This is a genomic window from Shewanella ulleungensis, from assembly GCF_014648315.1.
Lineage (GTDB): Bacteria > Pseudomonadota > Gammaproteobacteria > Enterobacterales > Shewanellaceae > Shewanella > Shewanella ulleungensis.
This window is the reverse complement of record NZ_BMQW01000002.1, coordinates 145822-167083: the sequence shown is the minus strand read 5'-3', so window position 1 is coordinate 167083 and position 21262 is coordinate 145822. Positions and strand designations below refer to the sequence as shown.

General features: G+C 41.9%; 17 protein-coding genes and 1 other RNA gene. 10 read left to right on the top strand and 8 right to left on the bottom strand.

From position 1 onward, the window contains the following. Window positions 1-23: 23 nt before the first annotated feature. Entirely contained in the window at window positions 24-599 is a 576-nt protein-coding gene (locus IEY40_RS04525; protein ID WP_188953786.1) for a UPF0149 family protein, read from the bottom strand. A gap of 222 nt (window positions 600-821) precedes the next feature. Between IEY40_RS04525 and IEY40_RS04520 the strand changes: the two genes are divergently transcribed. The 6 genes from IEY40_RS04520 to IEY40_RS04495 all read left to right on the top strand — a co-directional run bounded on the left by IEY40_RS04520 (window position 822) and on the right by IEY40_RS04495 (window position 8462). Beyond that, entirely contained in the window at window positions 822-1130 is a 309-nt protein-coding gene (locus IEY40_RS04520) for a cell division protein ZapA (RefSeq protein ID WP_188953784.1), read from the top strand. A 45-nt stretch (window positions 1131-1175) separates the two neighbouring features. Further along, window positions 1176-1357: non-coding RNA, 6S RNA (gene ssrS, locus IEY40_RS04515), on the top strand. A gap of 295 nt (window positions 1358-1652) precedes the next feature. Further along, window positions 1653-3113, top strand: a complete 1461-nt coding sequence (locus tag IEY40_RS04510) for a glycerophosphodiester phosphodiesterase (protein ID WP_188953782.1) — start codon at window positions 1653-1655, stop codon at window positions 3111-3113. Window positions 3114-3163: 50 nt separating this feature from the next. After that, the gene (locus IEY40_RS04505; RefSeq protein ID WP_188953780.1) at window positions 3164-5626 is read left to right on the top strand and encodes a peptidase associated/transthyretin-like domain-containing protein; all 2463 of its coding nucleotides are present in this window, start codon (window positions 3164-3166) and stop codon (window positions 5624-5626) included. A gap of 77 nt (window positions 5627-5703) precedes the next feature. Continuing rightward, window positions 5704-7596: a hypothetical protein gene (locus IEY40_RS04500; RefSeq protein ID WP_188953778.1), complete on the top strand. Its 1893-nt coding sequence runs from the start codon at window positions 5704-5706 to the stop codon at window positions 7594-7596. 170 nt (window positions 7597-7766) lie between these two features. Beyond that, a complete protein-coding gene (locus IEY40_RS04495; protein WP_188953776.1) occupies window positions 7767-8462 on the top strand; it encodes a 5-formyltetrahydrofolate cyclo-ligase in 696 nt (231 codons plus the stop codon). An 87-nt stretch (window positions 8463-8549) separates the two neighbouring features. Here IEY40_RS04495 and IEY40_RS04490 read toward each other — a convergent pair whose 3' ends face one another. The 4 genes from IEY40_RS04490 to folX all read right to left on the bottom strand — a co-directional run bounded on the left by IEY40_RS04490 (window position 8550) and on the right by folX (window position 11930). Further along, entirely contained in the window at window positions 8550-9842 is a 1293-nt protein-coding gene (locus IEY40_RS04490; protein ID WP_188954544.1) for an O-acetylhomoserine aminocarboxypropyltransferase/cysteine synthase family protein, read from the bottom strand. Window positions 9843-9971: 129 nt separating this feature from the next. Beyond that, entirely contained in the window at window positions 9972-10700 is a 729-nt protein-coding gene (gene folM / locus IEY40_RS04485; protein ID WP_188953774.1) for a dihydromonapterin reductase, read from the bottom strand. A 177-nt stretch (window positions 10701-10877) separates the two neighbouring features. Continuing rightward, window positions 10878-11546 carry a GTP cyclohydrolase I FolE gene (folE, locus tag IEY40_RS04480; protein ID WP_188953772.1) on the bottom strand — a complete coding sequence of 223 codons (669 nt, stop codon included), beginning with the start codon at window positions 11544-11546 and terminating at the stop codon, window positions 10878-10880. A gap of 21 nt (window positions 11547-11567) precedes the next feature. Beyond that, on the bottom strand, window positions 11568-11930 hold the full coding sequence (folX, locus tag IEY40_RS04475; RefSeq protein ID WP_160052566.1) for a dihydroneopterin triphosphate 2'-epimerase: 363 nt from the start codon (window positions 11928-11930) through the stop codon (window positions 11568-11570). A gap of 170 nt (window positions 11931-12100) precedes the next feature. Between folX and IEY40_RS04470 the strand changes: the two genes are divergently transcribed. The 3 genes from IEY40_RS04470 to IEY40_RS04460 all read left to right on the top strand — a co-directional run bounded on the left by IEY40_RS04470 (window position 12101) and on the right by IEY40_RS04460 (window position 14276). Further along, window positions 12101-12490, top strand: coding sequence for a thiol-disulfide oxidoreductase DCC family protein (locus tag IEY40_RS04470; RefSeq protein ID WP_188953770.1), 390 nt, complete (start codon window positions 12101-12103; stop codon window positions 12488-12490). 15 nt (window positions 12491-12505) lie between these two features. Continuing rightward, entirely contained in the window at window positions 12506-13348 is an 843-nt protein-coding gene (locus IEY40_RS04465; protein WP_188953768.1) for an SDR family NAD(P)-dependent oxidoreductase, read from the top strand. A 127-nt stretch (window positions 13349-13475) separates the two neighbouring features. Continuing rightward, window positions 13476-14276, top strand: a complete 801-nt coding sequence (locus IEY40_RS04460) for a 3-hydroxybutyrate dehydrogenase (RefSeq protein WP_188953766.1) — start codon at window positions 13476-13478, stop codon at window positions 14274-14276. A 108-nt stretch (window positions 14277-14384) separates the two neighbouring features. Here the strand turns inward: IEY40_RS04460 and IEY40_RS04455 are convergent, their stop codons facing one another. Both IEY40_RS04455 and IEY40_RS04450 read right to left on the bottom strand, forming a co-directional pair. Continuing rightward, window positions 14385-15323, bottom strand: a complete 939-nt coding sequence (locus tag IEY40_RS04455) for an alpha/beta hydrolase (protein ID WP_188953763.1) — start codon at window positions 15321-15323, stop codon at window positions 14385-14387. Further along, the gene (locus IEY40_RS04450; RefSeq protein WP_188953761.1) at window positions 15323-16495 is read right to left on the bottom strand and encodes an MFS transporter; all 1173 of its coding nucleotides are present in this window, start codon (window positions 16493-16495) and stop codon (window positions 15323-15325) included. Before IEY40_RS04450 ends, IEY40_RS04455 begins: the two co-directional genes overlap by 1 nt. Before the next feature lie 168 nt (window positions 16496-16663). Between IEY40_RS04450 and IEY40_RS04445 the strand changes: the two genes are divergently transcribed. Next, on the top strand, window positions 16664-20131 hold the full coding sequence (locus tag IEY40_RS04445; RefSeq protein WP_188953759.1) for a hybrid sensor histidine kinase/response regulator: 3468 nt from the start codon (window positions 16664-16666) through the stop codon (window positions 20129-20131). Window positions 20132-20533: 402 nt separating this feature from the next. Here the strand turns inward: IEY40_RS04445 and IEY40_RS04440 are convergent, their stop codons facing one another. Next, window positions 20534-21211 carry a response regulator transcription factor gene (locus IEY40_RS04440; RefSeq protein WP_188953757.1) on the bottom strand — a complete coding sequence of 226 codons (678 nt, stop codon included), beginning with the start codon at window positions 21209-21211 and terminating at the stop codon, window positions 20534-20536. Between the last annotated feature and the right edge of the window lie 51 nt (window positions 21212-21262).

The window sequence follows — 21262 nt, the reverse complement described above, 5'->3', positions numbered from 1 at the left end:
GCCGCTGCTTATAAAAACTGAAATTAATGAATAGTTGATGACTTGTCTGTGTCATTTAATGGCATGTCTAAGCCAAACTCTGAGTAACATAAAATAGCTGACATTCTCACAAATTCTTGTAATTCAATGTAAGCAGTTTCTGATTCATCATCATCACCGACATCAAATTCAACCTGGGCGATTTCTGCTAAGTCTTTAATGACTTCACGCACGTCGGGTGACGATTTTGCCAGTTCTGGCTGAATTATCGCAATGCCAGTTAAAAAGCTTTGAGTCCACAGGGCTAGCGCCTCAACACGGTGGCTAAGTGAGACTTCTTCTTCTGGCAGTAATAAAGTAAATCCAAATTCAAAATCTGCTAGGCGAGCAACAGTATCTTGATAAAGCTCGGCAATTAATTGTTGTAGGTTAGACTCTAGCGGTTGGCCGTCATTCATTAAGTCGGTCAGTGGTTTTAACCACGCATAATTGTCTTGCTTTACACCACCACAAATTAGCCCAACAAGTGCACCGTGCACTTCTACTGGGTGCTGACCAATTTCGGCCGCATCTAGGGCTTTTTTTAGATTTTCGATACATAACGAAGGTGGGGTTGCCATGGTTTTTTCCTAATAGCGCGATATCAGTCTCAATGCTAGCAGAGTTACTATGATGCTCCAAATACTAGCGTGACTTGTGATCAAATTTGTGAATAGTAATACAATGATTGCAGGCGATTTGTTCACTCAAACAACAAATAGTTAAAAAGGACCGATGTTGCCTTGCGCTTTTAAATTCAGCCCTATATAGTTCGCGAACTGACTAAGGATTGGGGCGACATTATGAGTAACAGTGCTGTTGATATAACCCTTTTAGGGCGCACCTACTCTATTGGCTGTCCAAAAGGACGCGAAGATGCTTTACGCACCGTTGCCAGAGAAGTTGAAAACCAACTGACAACCTTAAAGTCGCGTACTAATAATTTAAGCCGTGAAGAATTAGCCATTATGGCCGCGCTGAACATTGGCAATGAATTGTTTGAAGAAAAGCAAAAAAATAAGCAATATATGGCGCAAATGGATGAGCGTATTTCTTTGTTACAATCAACATTAGAAACATCGTTGGTTGAACGAAGCCGCAAGGATGACTAAACTAAGAATTCAGAATTAAGTGTAACACTTGGTTCTACCCTGTTTTGCTCCCTGGGATATGCGCGAACTGGCTATGTCCCTGTGCCGATACTTACAAACCCAGGGTGAATGCTTTTGTTGACATTGTGCATGCTCGGCTCGTACCGAGAAGCCTTAGGAGATGAACATTTACCCGCCTTGAACCTACGGTTCAAGGGCTACGCCGGCAGCGGTGTTCTGGGGAGCATCCTATCATTTATATTTTCAGTCACGCTTAAATAGCTATTTTATTCTCAAATCTCTGTTTTATCTCAAGCAGCGTTTATGCTGCACCATTTTATTAATTTCAATCTATATGTCACTAATGACCTAAATCAGTGCATCTTATTGCCATAACCGTATATAAAATAACCGTTCGTTTTATAAAACAGCCATCTATTCACATTTTCAACTTTTAAATCTAATAACTTTATCCTCAAGGTTGTGTTATAAAACGCATTAATGTATAAAACCTTATATATTAATAGCTTGTAATTATGGATTATGACAAGTCTTACCTTTGCGCTTAAGTTATGCAACCTCATTATTGTTGTTTTGCTGTTCTCATTAACAGGCTGTAAGTCCCTCCCAGCGCCCTCGCCAGCTAAACCTGTTCATGTTATTCCACTCGAATTGGCTCACTTACCCGCAGATGCAACTACCCAAGGTTTGAATATTATTGATACTCAATTGAGCTTAGGTGACCGTAATTTATACCTAGCCAATAATGGTAATATTAAAATGCTGTCTACTACCGAGTGTCGGTTAGAGATATCTGCCCATAGAGGTGATTTCAGACAACCAGAAAGCAGTGCCAATGCCATAAAGTCGGCTCTACAAGATAATTATAACAGTGTTGAAATTGATGTAATGTTACTCAAAGACGGCACTTGGGTTAACCATCATGATAGCCAAACGGGCCGCGCAACCGTGTATTACACAGGTGAACGCTTCAAGCTAAACCGCATGACTTTTCAAGAGTTTGCTAACCTCAAACTGCGAGACAAACAAAGCAACAATTTACTAGATCAACGCCCCATTGCTGCTGTAGAAGCCTTTAAAACCTTTGCTGCATACCGCAACAACAATCAACAACTCAATGTAGAGATTAAATCAGACACCAACGGCCAAAAATTAGTTGAGCTTGATAATATGCTCCGAAAATACATTGGCTTAGGTGGATTTTATTATTCTGCTGCAGACCAAGAAACACTCTATAAATTGCGGGGCATTAATCCGTCAGTGTATTTAGGGTTTATTCAGGGTGGGCATCCAACAAGCATTGAAAAATTAACTGCGGATTTGCGTAAAGGCGTCAAAAATGATGCCTACTATTTAGATAATCAACATAAGCTTGAACTAGTAGGCAAATACGGCACTAAACGTTATCGCTCACGCTATAAAGATTACACAGCAACATCTTCTCTCTCTACGTTACAAAAAAAACTGGGTAGAAACTCAGGAATCCATTTAGATATACGCAGCTATATGCAACATCCCAGCGTGAAATATCATGCTCATCAACTCGGAATGAAGGTGTACACCTATTCGCTTAATGGTAGCGAGTATCACCAATCACAGCTGATTAAGTTAACCGCAGACCAACTTCCTGATGGTGCCATTGTCGATGCAACACCGTACACCATTTGCCAACGTTTATATCATGCTGCAGCGCCCGCTAAACACTACACGCCAGTGAGCCATCTTGGACGTTATATTATGTCTTTGCCGCAAGACGCTGACTTTGATCGCTTTAACGAAATGCGAGGATATCAGAACGAGGGTTACTACTTGTCGTTAGACTCTGGCCTTGCCGCAATAAACAGTACTCCGATTAAAGTCGTGCCTAATAATATTCCGACGCCATTGTTAGAACATGGTTTTCCAACAATCACAGATGAAAAAATTGATAATGACACAGGCGAGACAATTATTTTAAGGTTACCCCAGCGCCAAGCTAAATAGCAGAAAACAACGACATAAAAATAAAAAGACGATGGTTGATAAAGATTAATATGACTGAAGATAACAAAAGTCCTTTTGCAACAAACCTGCTTAATCGCGCTCCGACACAAAAGAAAATGGAGTCAGCTGCAAAAGAGCTAGAAAAAGTAAAAAAAAATCAGCAATCAATCAATAAAAAAACAGAGAAGCAACAAGCAGTTGAAGCCCAAATAAGTCAAACGGGCAGTCCCTTCTGGTGGATGTTGTTGATGTTTATTTGCTCATTAGTGTATCTGTTCCCTGAGGCAGTATTTAATGCGGCATTAACTGATGTTGCAGGCGGACGAAATTCCAGCATAGAAGATTTACGTAATGTAGAGTTATTTGGTAGAACAATCAGTGGTATTGGCGTTACGTTACTGTTAGCTGATTTATTATTAAAGGGTAAACGAGTTGCTAAAGTCTCAAGCGCTTTAGGTTACTTTGCGCTGATTGCTGTACTTGCGTGGCCCACTGTGTTTTTTGGCCAAAAATGGTTAGTTGATCATTTTATTATTGACGCCTCTACACCCGCAGAACGCCAGCAAGCGTATTTGTCGCAGTTACTTCGAAGTGCATTAATAGAAAACTCAATCAAATTCGAAGGCATTGAGTACGACCCCAACAAAGAACACAATGCTACCGAAAAAACATTTTTGTCGGTATTTGGCGGTTTGGTTTATGCCGACGACAAAATAGTCGATGATTTAAAAAACAAAAAACGTTTAATCATGGAGAAATTTGTTCGCGATAAAGCCATGACTCGATTTGATGAACACTATGGCAACTATGATAATTTCCGCCAAACTCTTCGCAATAAATACACTGAATATGCCTCGGGATCGAATCAATATAATCAAGCCTTGGCCAGCGTACAATCACGGTCAGATTCGTACTGGTTAGAAACCCAAAACCAAGTTAAGCAAGGTTGGGAGCAATACCAAAAAGGCACCAAAGCTTATGAAGCGAGGGTTGAATCACGAGCTCAAAAGATTGCCCCCAAATTATATGACTACTTTGAACGTCGTAATAAATGTGCGGAAAAGAAAAATGGCACGAGTAAAGATCGTTGTTTTGAGCGCTTACAAAAGGGCTATGACAAAGAGATCGCAAAATACAGTATTCCTTATATTCCTCCTAATGATTGGTTGATCCGCGAAGAAATCTCAACTTCAGAAAATGTCGGTAATTCTATTATTTCAGGCATTATGACCTTAGGCTTATTTACGGCGATGCAGGCTGCTGATGCCGTAACAGGCGGCGATGCCGGCTTTAAAGATCATCGCATGGTGTATACCAACGATGTGAATCATTACAAACGCGTGTTGATGGTAAAAATGGCGCCTGATTTTACTAAGGAGTCTGGGGGTTACCCATTAGGGATTAACTCAATCCATGAGTTTAGAGTACATGAGCTGACCAGCATCAAGGTCAACAAGAAGCTAAAGCAAAAAGGCTTAACATTATCCCCTGCGTGGTCAATAACCGACCGTAATAGTTTTGATATTGCCGTTGCTAAAAAAGTACGCCAACAAGCCGACAACGAATGGCGCTCTAAACTAAAAGCTAAAGGCAGCGATATGCCACCGAATTTGAGCTGGCAAGCCTTTCAACAGCAAAGCGATATTCAACAACGCATAAAACGAGAAATGAAAGAGTTATATGTTAATCCTACGCTGGCCGATTGGAATAATCGCGAGTTTAAACAACACATCATTGAACCTAATATTAAACGTAAAACCACAGAGTATCTGAATGTACTCGAGGCACAGCAAGCAGAATTTGCCGATGGAGGCATATTCGAGTCGACGGGTAAATCGGCATTACGTTCAACGATTATTCCGCCAATTTCAATGTCGATTAGCTTAGCCTTAGTGCTACTTACTGTATTAAAGCTACCGATGAAAGCGGTCGAACTAGTACAAGCTAAACGAGCGTCCTCTGCGCCAAGGGTTAAGCCTAATCGCTTGATAAAACCGGTAATATCAACGGTGTTATTAGCGTCAATATTTGTGGTTCCGTTATCGATGGGCGGCAACCAATACACTATGCCAGGCTCATCGCTTCATTACTTTTTTGATCAAATGGAAAAGAACGATTCCGCTACGGTGTCATATACACTTAAATGGTTATTAGTAACCCTGCCCATGGTGCAACCTGTCGGTTCATCTATTGATCAACGCTTGTTTATTACTGAAGGATTTAATGCCATCAGCGACCCGATTAATCGCTTGGATTTAGCGGTGATGCCAACACACGACTCAACGAAAACCGTTACCTCATCACCAAAAAACTCAGCCTTATTGCCACTCACCATTAACAGCAATATCGCCAGAGCCAAGGTTTCAGTGATGAACATAAAACCCAAGTATCAAGCAGGCATGATGTTGCCTGCGGGCAGTTATGACATAAAAGTCTCTGCGCCAGGACAAGAGCCGATCAGAAAGTGGGTTTATTTGAAGGCCGATGAAACGAGTTTTGAAATCAATTTTTAATACGCTGCGGTTAGCTGAATAGCTAAATAACGACAAATAGCAAAAATGTATCACGCATTGTTTATAGGAAGTATTACGTGAGTAAATTAGAACAATTCCAACGATTTATTAGAAGTAATGGTAAAAACCTTACTGGCGTAGATGTCCCCGTAGTATTAAGTAACGAACAAACAAAGCTGCCTCAACTTAAGTTTACTTTTGGCTGGACGATTGAAGTTGGAGTGAGTCAACACGAACATGGTTCATATTGTCCGAATGGTATTAAATCTGGTAGTGCATCGAATGCGCGGGATTACGCCCACGACAAAGCAAAAGAGTATGCTAGCGGACAAAACTCGTTATTTAATGACCGCTTTTTAAATATTCTTGGTCCTGATATTTCTGACAACTTTTTGATACGAAATAGAGACTTACAATCTGCACCTGAAACCTATGTAGGCAGCAAAACGTGTTACAACTGCAGTGGTTCTGGGTCACAAAGCTGTTCTAATTGCCATGGCTCTGGCAAGAACTCTTGTTCGGGTTGTCATGGCAGCGGCCGCGTCAGTGTGTCGCGTTTCGACAGCTATAATAATCGCACAGTTTATACTACAGAATCATGCTCAACTTGCTGGGGAAGTGGTAAAAAAACTTGTTATACCTGTAATGGCTCAGGTTCATTAACTTGCAATACTTGTAATGGTGGTGGTTATCTCTATTACAGCTACACCATTGATGGTGATGCCAAGCGCAGCACTAAATGGGCTTATAACAGTAACGACTATCATGAGTGGACCTCTGAGTTCGTTAAAAATAATGGCTTAGATTTAGTTTATCACTTAATCGAGATAACTGAAGTTGATGTTGAAGGTACTCTTGGTGGTTGTACTTTCATTTATGCTTTTACCGCTAAGCTGCCTACTCTACAATTTACGGCTACAGTAGATAAAGTCGATACCACAATGTGTTTTGCTGGCAAAAAAGACACAACACATAATGCCGGTGGTGTTTACGATCCTGCGGTATGGCTTGTAGCGCAAAAAATGACAGGCAATGATCAAGAAACCGATAAAGAGGTCTTAGCAACACCTGCCATAAAAGACATTGTTGAAGCGCATACCACAAAGACTCAAATTGCCTTATTAACAGAAAATTGGGTATCAAAAGAAATTAGCGATGCTGTTATCTCCAATTATCAACACTTAGTCACTAAGTTAAAAAAGCAGAGTATAAAGGGCATTGCCCCCAACATGTTTTTAAGCTTCATTAAGTACACTTATTTTTTCTTCACGTTAGGGATGTTAATCGCGCTGTTATTTCCTTCATTTGCCGCAGAAACAAGTCATCGCATGAGCGTGACACAAGTGCCTGAATGGATAGTGGCGTTGCTGATGATGAAATTTGGTTTATTTGAGCTCCCGGCTTATGTGAACTATGTGTTTTTCTTTGGGCTCCTATGGTTAAGCTATAAGAGTGTAAAAAAATGGTATTGGAAAAGTATCGGGAAAGCTAAAGTATGGCTTTTGGCTATAAGCATCACACTATTATTGCCACATATCGCCTTTTCATTTTATTACAATACGTTAGAACTACTTAGACACTCACCTGCTATTGCAAATACTTTAGTGAGTGGATCGTTATTAGTCGGTATTTACTTACTTATTTGGGGGATGAAAAAACCTAAAAGATGGTATGGGAAACTGTTTGGTTTATTGGCAGGACTGGGTATTTACTGCGCTATTCAATATGGGCTTTACGCGATAAATCCAACGTATGGTTTTGTGGTAGATCATGCTCATTATGCCCGAGAAGTGACGAAACTATTAACATCGGCCTTGGATTTTATGAAGCACAATATCTTTGAGTGGGGCTTGTTATCGATTAGCTTTACTTATTTTTTAACCCGCAGACGTTTTTGGTTAAAAGCAAAAACAATGGTGGCGGATTACGATAGCCCTGTGCTGCTTAAATCAATGAATATGGACAAATAGTGTTACGTATTTAGGCTCGATATGCTGAGCAGAGGCTAAATTTTGCGACAACATTAGCAGAAGATTAACCTGTGCTTTCATATCGACTCAGAACGCGATAATCTACTTTCATATTGTGCTATTAGCTGTTTTTTTAATTTCATTTGTTAGTGATGGAGTATTCCAAACACATGAGCATCACGCGTTTTATGACAAACTCAAGTAACCGTCCGGTTACGTCTACCTCTTCGGCACGCATTAGCTATTTTGCCACTCCTTCTGAGTTTCAAGAGCCTCTGTTTGATAGCACTGACATGAGCCGCGATAATATTCGCCGCCATGTTAGGCAAGAGCGCAACAGTTTATCCACTGAAGAACAAAGCCAATTATCATTAATCGCTAGTAGACATATGCTGGCTGAAATTCAGACACAATCAGCACAGCATGTGGCAGTGTATTTAACCCATGACGGCGAATTAGCCACGCAAAAATTGATTGATGCTCTGTGGGAATTAAACATCAATGTTTACTTGCCGCTTATCCATCCATTTTGCAAAGGCCATTTGTTGTTTGTGCGCTACGATCGCGACTCAGTAATGGTTAAAAACCAATACGGTATAAGCGAACCTAAACTGAATGTGCAACATGTGATCACCGTTGAGCAGCTCGATATGATCATTACACCAATGGTTGCATTTGATCATCACGGAAACCGTATGGGCATGGGCGGCGGTTACTACGACCGAACTTTAACCCAAGTCGTAAACAACAAACCGTTAGCCGTTGGTTTTGCCCATGACTGCCAAGAAGTCAGCCAGGTGCCTACCGACTTTTGGGATGTGCCATTGCCCGTGATTATTACCCCAACGAGACGATTGGCTATTTAAAATAGCTACCGATTCGTAATAAAAAGCCCCATTAATACACGCTATTGATGGGGCTTTTTAGTTATATTGTTTAGGCCGGAAAAAAGCTTACACAATTGCTTTATCAAGTGCCTGGCTGACATCGGCAATGATGTCGTCTATGTGCTCAATACCTACCGAAATACGCACGAGATCTTCTGATACACCGGCCTTGGCAAGCTCTGCACCACTAAGTTGGCGGTGAGTGGTACTGGCAGGGTGACAAGCTAGCGATTTAGCATCACCGATGTTGACTAAACGCAGCACCATTTGCAGGGCATCAATAAACTTACCGCCGGCAATTTTACCCGCTTCTGCATCAGCAGCTTTAATTCCAAAACTAATAATACCAGAGGCTTTACCGCCAGTGATTTTTTGGCAAGTAGCATGGTGTGGGCTGTCTGGCAGTGCTGCGTAGTTAACCCAACTAATACTTGGGTGTTGCTGTAAAAACTCAGCCAGTGTTAAGGCATTACTGCAATGACGTTCCATACGAAGACTTAGGGTTTCTAAACCTTGCAGCAATAAAAATGCGCTCTGTGGTGACAAGGCTGCGCCGGTATTACGCAGTGGCACTACGCGGCATCGGCCAATGTAAGCGGCTGGACCAAAGGCCTCGGTGTATACCACGCCGTGATAAGATGGATCAGGTTGGTTAAGTATCGCAAAGCGTTCTTTATTGGCAACCCAATCAAATTTACCCGAGTCAATAATCACCCCACCAATAGTGGTACCGTGACCACCAATATATTTAGTGAGTGAATGGATAACAATGTCAGCACCGTGATCAAACGCGCGGCACAATACTGGGGTAGCCACAGTATTATCAACAATCAATGGAACCCCATGTTTATGGGCAATGTCGGCTAAACGCTGTAAGTCAACGATATTACCTGCTGGATTACCAATTGATTCACAAAATAGCGCTTTAGTGTTGTCATCAATTAACGCGTCGAGACCATCAAAGTCATCAAATGCTGCCATACGCACTTCAACGCCCTGGCGTGGCAGCGTATGGGCAAATAAGTTATACGTGCCACCATAAAGTTGGCTAGTACTCACAATGTTGTCGCCCACTTGAGTCAGTGCTTGAATAGCATAAGTGATCGCCGCCATACCAGAGGCGACAGCAAGTGCGCCAATACCACCTTCAATTGCGGCTAAGCGCTGCTCTAATACACTGGTGGTTGGATTCATTATACGGGTATAAATATTACCAGCTACTTTGAGGTCGAATAAGTCTGCACCATGCTGGGTGTCATCAAAAGTATACGAGGTAGTTTGATAAATTGGCACTGCAGCGGCTTTAGTCGTAGCTTCTGACTCGTAGCCATAATGTAATGCCAGTGATTCCAGTTTCATGTTTTCTGCAGACATAGCGACTTCCTTCCGATAATAGCGAGTGTTGATATTGATTAATATCCACACTACCAATTAGCCATCTAGAAGTCTATAGCGCAATCTCTGAATATTAGCTGAACTTGTTATGGTTTATTTTAAATGTCTGCCGCCATCAACGGCGTAACTTCGACCGGTGACATAATGGCTGCTTTGTAGATAATCGATAAGGCTGATAATTTCATTGTTGCCAGCTTCTTTAGGCAAAATCGCTTTCGCTAATGCTTTGACTTTATAGGCATCATCGTCATCTTGGTTAAATAAAATCATCGCGGGGGCAATCGAGTTCACTTTAACGTGTGGCGCAAGTAAGCTGGCAAAAGACAAGGTCATATTATGCAATGCCGCTTTACTGGCCGCATAAGCAATGTGTTTTTTACTGCCCTTTTCTGCAACATAATCTGTCATATGAATAATATTGCTGGCACCTATGCTGTCGTCATTGGTTTTAGCGGCAGCAACCAACAATGGCGCTAAACCCAAGTTTATTTGATACGGTGCAGACACATGAATTTGCATCATTCTCGCCATGGTGTCACTTGGGCTTAAACCATTATTGTCTGGCAACCAGTCTGAGGCATTATGGATAATAGTATCGAGACGTTCATGATGTTGATTGATGTGAGCAACAAGCTTATCAATAGCGTCTGGATCGGTTAAGTCGCATGAATGTAAGCTTGCGCCTAGTTTACCTAACTGTTCAATACTGTCGTAATGAGTTCGATAAGTGCCAATAACATGATGACCTTGTGCCAAATAATATTTAGCCAGTGCATAACCAATGCGTTTACCTACGCCAGTGATCAGTATTGTACGTTCCATAATGCTCTCTTTATATTTGGTTAAAGACTTGTCCTTAACACTTATCATAAGCAAATTAAGTGTTTATGATAAGCATTTATCATAAACGTTAAGGCTTAAATTTTTTGATATAAAAAAATGGCCTCAGCTCGGGGGGGGCTAAAGCCATTAAATCAATTTGAACTAAAGGGGATGATATTAGGCTAAAAATTCAGCTCGACTCGCCGGATTAGCCTTAAAGCAACCGCCCAGCGCCGTGGTTTGGGTGCTCGATGAAGTGTCCATAATGCCACGTGATTTAACACAATAATGGGTAGCATTGATGCTTACAGCAACGTCATCAGTTTCAAGTAAAGTTTGCAACGCCACTAAAATTTGTTGAGTAAGGCGCTCTTGCACCTGCGGACGTTGAGCAAAAAAGCGCACGATACGGTTAATTTTAGACAAACCAATGATGTTGCCTTTGGGGATGTAGGCCACTTTTGCTAAACCATCAATGGTAATAAAATGATGTTCACACGTACTCACCACGCTGATATTGCTAATTTTAACCATCTCTTCGACACCCATTTTATTGTCAATTTGGGTGATTTTAGGGAAGTTAGCATAATCAAGGCCTGAGAAAATCTCGTTGACGTACATTTTAGCAATACGATGTGGGGTTTCAGCTAGGCTGTCGTCGGTTAAATCAAGACCAAGTGTCGACACAACTTCTGTCATTAAGCCTTTAATACGCTGATACTTTTGCTCGCTGGTCATGTCACTTGGAATCAGTGGCGTTTCAAGGCCATGCTCAACTAACGCTTGTTGTACTTTTAATGCTTCGGCAGACAACTCGGCGCGAGTTATGTCATTAATGGTGGTCATAATAACATCCTTAATAATAAGTTAGGCTTGGTACTCTAAAGACAAAGAAACAGAGTCGGCAAAACGTAATGCATGCGGCTTATCAATAGTGACTCGAGCTAAGGTTACGCTTGGGTGTTCCCGACAAATATCGAGTACGTCAGCCACTAATTTTTCGAGTAATAAGAACCGACCTTCTTCTACATGTTGAATCACTTTTTTGGTGATTATCTTGTAGTTTAATGCGTCGGCAACGTCATCGGTTTGGAACGATCTATCCGCTGGGTAATGGATCTCAATGTTGATCACCACATCTTGCTGTTTTTCGCGTTCGTCTTGGTTAAACCCAATAAAGGTGCGTAAACGTAAGTTGGTGACGTTAATAATAGCTTGGCTTAATGGCATTATTTAGCCCTAGTGGATTGTTTTTAATCTATACGCCAGGGTGAAATAAAAAGATCATAAATCTTAAACGATCACGCAGATCGCTAAATGATCCATATTAATCACAGTAAAGGTAAACTAGCTTGGGATCTTCTGCGTATATACATAATATTGGCGACTTGAGGTGAATGATGGAACTGACAATATTTTACGATGGCACTTGCCCATTGTGTCTTAATGAAATGCAGCAATTAAAGCGCTACGACAGCCTAGGTCGTATCGGGCTTGAAGACATTAACGCGGCAGATATTAATCAGCGCTTCCCTGACTTAGATGTCGTTAAAGCCAATACCATATTGCATGGCCTGCAAGCCGATGGCAGTTGGTTATATGGCTTAGACGTTACGGCCAAAGCATGGGGATTAGCAGGTAAACACGGTTGGATAAAACTACTACGCCTGCCAGTCATTAAACCTGTTGCCGACATAGCTTACTTAGCTTTTGCGCGTAATCGCTATCGGGTCTCGTACTTACTCACAGGCAAAAAACGCTGTGATACCGGCAGCTGTAACATTAAATAAGGGCACAGAAAGCGTATGAGCGATTCAACGACGACAGAAACCATTATTGTGATTGGTGCATCATCGCTAATTGCCCAAGCCTTTATCGAGCAAACCTGTAATCAACACGCAAAGCAGCAGCCAAACTTACCTGCCGCAGAGTCGTTACAAATCATCACGATTAGCCGTCAGGCCAGCATTAAATTGCCTGAACTAATGGACTGTGAACTAACAGACAGTATTAACCACCAGCATTTTAATTGTGATTATCAACAAGCTTCAATAGAACAATGTGTTACCGACATAGCGGCCATTGCAGGTAACGTGACACGCATAGTGATGTGTAATGGTATTTTGCACAGTAAAAACCAGCAAATCAGCACAAAAGAGCCTGGCTTAATGCCAGAAAAACGCATTGAAGATATTGATGCACATTCATTAGAGCAGCTGTTTTATGCCAACAGTATTGTGCCGATGTTATGGCTCAGCGCCCTCACCTCATTGTTGTCGCAAGCACGCCACAAAGTCAGCGGTGAGCAAAAATGTGTTATCAGCATATTGAGTGCCAGAGTCGGCAGTATTTCAGATAATCGCCTCGGCGGTTGGTATGGTTATCGCGCCTCAAAAGCAGCATTAAACATGCTCATTAAAACCACGGCAGTGGAATATGCTAGACGCCTTAAACGCGTGAAGCTAATTGCATTTCATCCCGGCACCACCGACACGCCATTATCAAAACCATTTCAAGCCAACGTACCTCCAGGCAAGCTTTTTACCCCAACCTTTGTCGCCAGCCAATTGCACCAGATTATGGATAGCATTGAGCCCGATGGCGAAGCCAGCTACCTCGACTGGCAAGGCGAGCCGATCAACTGGTAACCACTCATTGATAAAATGGCTCAATACATACTCATTGACTGATGTCATATGGTACTAAGGTGCCAATTAAATTGTGCCTAAATTACTTTACCCTGAAAGTACTAAATTGGATTGAGGAACCGATACTATGTCGACGTTAAACACGGGACTAAAAGGGAAAGTAGCACTGATCACCGGCTCAACAAGCGGTATAGGCTTGGCCACTGCACATGTACTGGCTGAACAAGGTTGCCATATCGTATTACATGGTTTGATGACCCAAGATGAAGGAACGGCATTAGCCGCTGAATTTGCGACTAAATACCAAATAAATACCTGTTTTAGCAATGCCGATTTAAGAGACCCTGGCTGTATACATGAATTTATGGATGTGGCTGTGGGCCAATTAGGCACTATTGATATTTTAGTCAATAACGCAGGCATTCAACACACTCAAGATGTGGCCAACTTTCCGATTGAAAAGTGGAACGACATCATCGCAATTAACCTATCTTCTGCATTTCATACCATCCAAAAAGTCGTGCCTGCAATGGCCAATAAACAGTGGGGACGAATTATTAATATTGCCTCTGTACATGGCTTAGTGGGCTCGGCAAATAAAGTGGCATATTGCGCGGCAAAACACGGCATTGTGGGCTTAACCAAAGTGGTGGCCATTGAGTGTGCAGAGCAAGGCATTACGGTTAATGCGATATGCCCAGGCTGGGTTGATACACCGCTTATCGGCAAACAAATTGACGGTATAGCAAGTGATAAAAATCTGAGTTATGACAAGGCTAAATATCAACTGGTTACCGCAAAACAACCCTTACCAGAGATGCTAGCACCAAGACAAATTGGCGAGTTTGTATTATTTCTTTGCAGCGGAGCGGCAAAAGGCATTACCGGTGCAGCATTACCCATGGATGGTGCCTGGACAGCACAATAAGCTTGGGGTTATTGATTTATAGCAGGTAATCTCATATTAAATGTTAGCCCTTATTCATATCGATAAGGGCTTTTTAATGCCTAAACAAATAGACTGTGGGTAATGCGGTTAAACCTTAGCCATAAACTCAGCGATGTGTTGATAGGTTTTCATGCATTCATCTTTAACAATATCGTGCAGTAACATATAAGCGTGGATCATGCCGTCGAACGAATGATGCTCTACCTCAACGCCGGCTGCAGTTAATGCCTTAGCATAAGCTATACCCTCATCCCGAAGTGGATCACAGCCTGCTGTAAAAATCAGCGTTTTAGGTAACTGCGCTGACATGGCACCAAACAAAGGTGAAGCCTGTTTAATGATATCGGCATCAGTCGATTGAAAATACTGATCGAAATACCACTTTATGCGAGTTGTTTCGAGTAAGAACCCTGTGCCATTACTGTCTAATGATGGGCTAGTTAATGTGTAATCTACGCTCGGATAAATGAGAATTTGTTGGTCGATGTTAATCCGTTTATCAGTCAAACTTTTCATGCTTAAACTAGTGCAAATTGCGCCACCAGCACTGTCACCTATGATCGTAATCTCGGGCAAATACTTAACATCATCGAGTAACTCTGCGTAATGAATTAATGCATATTCGCAATCATCGATGCCCGCTGGATAAGGATATTCTGGTGCCAATCTATACTCTACCGATATCACTACGCACTGAGCAATACTGGCAAGATGACGGCAAATAGGGTCATAAAGATCAACACTGCCACACATATGCCCACCACCATGAAAATGCAATAACACGGGCAAAGCGTTATTTGGGGCTGGGCTATAGACTCTAACAGGAATACTTCGGTCGGCTAAGGTAAGGGTTTTATCTGTAATGTAGCTTAGAGCAGGCGCATCACTCATTAGTGCGCCCAGTTTATTTAGATTTTCGCGCAATATTGTTGGAGTAAATTGAATATTATTTTGCTTAGCCAAAGCAATGTTGCTGTTAGCTAAGGCGAGAAAATCAGTGAGTTTAGGGGAAACGGTGCCGCGCATTAGGTTAACTCCTTTGTTTTTCCTGTTTCAGGTAAAAAATAGCTGCCCACAAACACAGTGGCGGTGAGTCCCGTAATCATCAAAAATGAACTGGTGTAACTGCCGTTATTCATATCCACTAACTTGCCAAATATCCACAAAACAATGGTCGACACGAGATAACTAATCGACCAGAACAAACTAAACACCACAGTAATTTTTTGTCCTGTCATCTTTGGTAACTCATGAGGAATAGACACTAATGCAGTTATGGGGAAAAAGATAAAAAAGCCTAAGACTATCGCACACAAAATTTGTAATACCGGATGAGAACTAAAAGATAAACCCAGCACGGTGACAAAAATGATCAGCCCACTTAAGCGAATAATAGGTAGACGTAATGGATGTTTGCGGCTGTATAACATCCCTGCGATGGTGCCTATAATGCCAAAACCAATTACCCACTTACTTTGACTAATACCCGCTTGCGGGTAAAACGTAAATAAACAAATATAAAAAGACAACAAACCAGAATAAGTAAACGCATAGGCCCAATTAAATTTATCTTTTAGTCCATCAATGTAACCATATTCTGTGGGTTCGGCTCCTGGAGCATGGTTAACAGGCTCGGGAGTATCAAACTTTACGAGCATCCACAGGATGGCAAGCACCAAACTGGCAAGCGAAAACAACACTAGGCTACTTTTCCAGCCGCCGGTGATGTCATTAATGTTGGTCATGCCCCACAGCACAATCGCGGTACCAACATTGAAAGCAACCGCATTCAGTCCATTAATGACAGGTCGCTCCGCAGGTGCAAACCATTGCATCACAATAGGATTAAAATAAACAATCATGAAAGCGCCACCTAAGCCCATTAAAAATCGGCTCGCTAACAACAACTCATAATGCGTTGCGTAAGGGGTGACAATGCCAACAACGATTAATAATGAGGCGAATAAAAAAGCATATTTAACCCCCACTTTCACCGCTAAATAAGCTGCACCAAATGTACCAACAATTTTGGCTAACGTTACCGCGCCACTAATAAAACTGGCAGAGGCTAAGCTATCAATGTGCATTGAAGCCATGATGTTGCTCATGCTGGCTGTTCCGCCAACCCATGCCATAGCAAAGAGCACATAACTGGTAAAAACCAAACCTTCAACCAAATATCTATGGGTTATGTTCATAGGCGTAAGATGTACCTTCAATGACAGTATCGTATGCTAATCATGTTATCTGATGGGTATTGATAAATAAGTACTACCTTAGTTCACCGCATTACTAAAAATCTTTATCAAACAGGGCGTCTAGTGTAGTTTCGCAAGGATAAACAATAAAAATAATTGGGGAATAACTTGCAGGCTTGGTTATCTATTGACACATGGTTGATCAGTTCTATTTCGATTGCTTATTTGGCAATGCTGTTTGTGGTTGCCCAATGGGGGCAGAATCAAGCGGTAAAAAAAGTCAGCCAAAAACCGTGGGTCTATAGCTTATCGCTAGGCGTTTGCTGCACCTCTTGGGCGTTTTATGGCACCGTTGGACAAGCGGCGACAACTGGCGCATGGCTTGCCCCCATATACATCGGCTCGATTATTTGCTTAGTATTGGCCTGGCCGATGCTCATGCGCACATTGCACATCATTAAAAGCCAAAATCTCACCTCCATTGCCGACTTTATTGCGTGCCGCTTTGACCGCTCACCTAAACTGGCGGCGAGTATAGCCATAGTGTCATTGCTGGGAACAATCCCATACATTGCCTTGCAATTAAGGGCCATTAGCACCAGTTTCGATTTACTCACTGGTACGTTTCAATCGGGCATTAGTACGGCATTTATCGTCACCATTGTGTTGATTATTTTCAGTGTGTTGTTTGGCGCGCGCCAACTCTCAGCCAGCAAACATAACCATGGTTTAGTGTTAGCGATTGCATTTAGCTCTATCGTTAAATTATTTGCGCTAACGGCGGTGGGTATATTTGCGACGTTTTACCTATTTGATGGCTTTGGCGACCTACTCAACCAAAGCCAAAGCCTTGAAAAAACCACTCATTCAGACTCTATTTATCTTATTGTGTCGCAGGTTATTTTAGGGGCGATAACCATGTACGCCTTGCCACAAGAGTTTCACATGATGATGATAGAAAATAATCATGACAAGGAACTTAAATCGGCTCGTTGGATGGTGCCGTTATACCTAATCCTCATTAATATTTTTGTTCTGCCCATCGCGCTTGCAGGGCAATTGAGTTTCCCCGGCGGCAGTGTAGGTGCAGATACTTATGTATTAACACTACCGCTGTTTTATCAGCAGGCTTGGCTGGGCATATTGGTTTATATTGGCGGGCTCGCGGCAGCCACCGCTATGGTTATTGTAGCGGCAATTGTATTAAGCACTATGATTTCGACCGAAATCCTCACTCCATTATTGTTACGTTTACCCAAGTTAAGCTCGCAACAAACGCCGCAATTAGCAGGCATTTTATTAAATCTACGGCGTATTTCTATCGCGGTGATTTTATTGTCGGCTTTTGCATTTGAGCGATTTATTGATCAGCAAAACCACTTGGCCAGCATCGGCTTACTTTCATTTGTGCTGTTATCTCAATTTGCTCCTGCCGCAATAGGTGCTTTGTATTGGCGAAATGCCACCACTCAAGGGGCTTTTGTGGGCTTAATTATGGGCAGCATTGTTTGGCTGTATACCTTACTGTTACCGGTGACATTTCCAGATGCGCATTGGGTTAAATTTGGCTTATTTGATATTACATGGTTAACCCCAACAGCCTTATTTGGATTAACCAGTCTAGACAGTATCAGCCACGGAGTATTTTACAGTTTAGCGGCAAACATCGGCTGTTTTGTGATGATTTCATTACTAAAAGAGCAAAGTGTTGGCGAAGTATTACAAGCCGATTTATTTGTAAATAGAAAACCTGTGCAGTCAGAAAGGCATTTGTCGGTCGATGATTTAGCCAGTTTATTAAACCGTTTTATTAATAAAGACGAAGCCGATGCATTATTGGCTAAAGCGAAGCAACTGAGTGGAAAGAATCAGCAACAACAATTGGTTGATTATACTCGTTTAAAGTTATCTGGTGTACTTGGTTCAGCATCAACTCGTATGGTAATGAATGCCGCATCTCGCGTTCAACACGTGCCACTCGAAGATGTGGTGAGTATTGTTGACGAAGCTAACCAAATTTTTGAGTTTAACCGTGAACTGCTGCAATCTGGAGTGGAGAACATTGAACAAGGCATCAGTGTTGTCGATGCCGACATGCGTTTAGTTGCCTGGAACCAGCGCTATATTGAACTGCTCGATTACCCGCAAGATTTTGTCAAAGCCGGTTTGCATATTGAACAATTAATTCGCTTCAATATCGATAGAGGGATTATTGTCGGTGACGAAGCTCATCAATTGGTAGAGAAACGCTTAGCGCATATGCGCGGTGGCAGCCCGCATCATTTTCAACGTACCATGCTTAATGGCAAAGTATTAGAGATCCGTGGTCAAGCTATGCCAGGTGGCGGCTTTGTGAGTACATTTGCTGATATTACCGCGCATATTGAAGCCGAAAAAGCATTGCAATTGGCTAATGAAACACTCGAAAAACGGGTAGAAAGCCGCACCCAAGAGCTTGAAAAAGCCAAAGCAGAGGCCGAAGCCGCTAACAGCAGTAAAACCCGCTTTTTAGCCGCCGCCAGCCATGACTTAATGCAGCCATTTAATGCCTTAACGTTATTTACCGATATGCTAAAGCAACGGGTAAAATCAACGGAGTTGCAAGATTTAGCCAGCCACATTGAAGAGTCATTAAACGTTGTTGAAAGCTTGTTATCAGACCTTGTGGAAATATCGCGTTTGGACAGTAAATCGCTCAAAACCGAGCAAAGCAAATTTGCGATAGATGACTTACTGTCAACGTTAGTGAATGAGTTTAACGCCTTGTCTATTCAGCAAGATATTGATTTTAAATATCAAGTGTCGTCGTGTTTTGTCCAAAGCGACCAAAGGTTGTTGAGGCGAATTATTCAGAATTTTTTATCTAATGCTTTTCATTATTCACCTTCGGGGAAGACAAATGAGCAAACAACACCTCAGGGTAAAACAACAGTGTTTATGCCGAAGGTGTTATTAGGCGTGAGACGGCTTGAGCATTCATTACTGATACAAGTTTGGGATAATGGCCCCGGGATCCCGCTTGATAAACAACAAGCCATTTTTACTGAGTTTGAACGCTTAGAATTAACCCGTGAGATCCCTGGACTAGGTCTAGGATTAGCCATTTGCGATCGTATCGCTAAATTGCTCAATGTAAAAATATCACTGCATTCTGAGGTTGGAAAAGGCACCTGTTTTAGTGTCGAAATACCTCGAGTATTGCAACAACGAAAACCACTTAGGGCTCCTGAGATAACATCGGAAGACGAGATTAACAGCGATAGTATCAACGTTACCGTGTTGGTTATCGATAATGACGATCTGATGCTTAAAGCCATCTCATCCTTACTCAGTGGTTGGGGATGCCAAGTGATTACGGCTAAAGATCAATCCAGCGCGATACAACAATTAATAGTACATCCACAACCCAAACTGATCATTGCTGATTATCATTTAGAGGATGATAAAAACGGTGTCGACTTAGTGCAATACTTATTGGCCAATCACCTAAATGTAAACAGCGACCAGCCCACTTGTGTGATTTGCTCTGCCGACCCGTCGGAAATAGTAAGACAACACACTAGCAGTGCCCAATTTAGTTTTGTGCGTAAACCGCTTAAGGCAATAGCGTTAAAACGGATTATAAGGGGCTGTTGATCTTTCAAGGTTATTTTTGCAGCGAATTGTTGGCCATTACTCACATTTACAACTGCGCGGCAGAGACTTTTTGTGTAGCTATTCTACACAAAAAGTCGATAACGCAGTAAAAATGTCCAACAAACGCTGCCCGAGGGTTCGGCTAAAAACGTTTTACTCTTTGTTGAATGATTCTTTGCAAATAAAGAGTTGCTTAGATGACTAGGCATCAATCCATTCGCCTCGATTACAACGTTTTTAACTCGAACAAAATTCAACCAACAAAGATCAACAGCCCCTAAACAATTACCCCCTGAATAATTCATACATCCAATAGATTAATGACCACAAAAAATGCCTCACAGGGAGGCATTTAGGCTTAGCATTGACTCGTACTTAACCGCATTCATTGCGTCTTATCAATTATGCTTGCGCCTCCACCTGCTGGTTTTCAGTTGAAGTAATCATTAATTGCTGGAACACCAGCCCTGCTTGAGTGCGATTATTAATTTCGAGTTTGAGCAAAATCGCAGAGACATGTTTTTTTACTGTAGTTTCTTTAATATTTAAGTCATACGCAATTTGCTTGTTTAACCGACCATTAGCAATGTTAGCCAGCACAGTATATTGCTGTGGTGTCAGTTGGGCTAATTGCTTTGCCAAACGCTGATGCTCAGCGGCAGTGTGTTGGTCGGCGCTAATATTGGTGTGCTCTGGTAGCCAAACATCTCCTTCGAGCACAGTATCTATCGCGGCAGATATTTGGGTTAAGTTGGCCGATTTAGGGATAAATGCACTGGCGCCGAAATTGATTGCTTTACGAATAATTTCTGGCTGATCGTCAGATGACACCATGATAACCACAATGTCTGGGAAGTGATTTTGTAATAACGTGAGCCCAGTAAAACCATCGTTTCCTGGCATGTGTAAATCAATAAAGATAAGTTCAATATCGGGGTGCTGCTCCACTAAGGCAATTAACTCTTGAAAGTTTTCCGCCTCTAGCACGTGTGCATCGTTGACACTTTTTTGCACGGCTTGGGTGAGTGCTGCACGAAATAGTGGATGGTCATCTGCAATAGCAACTTTAATTTGAGACATCATGACTCCCTTACATTCGTTAATATTGTTGTTATTGTTTGGGTATATGAG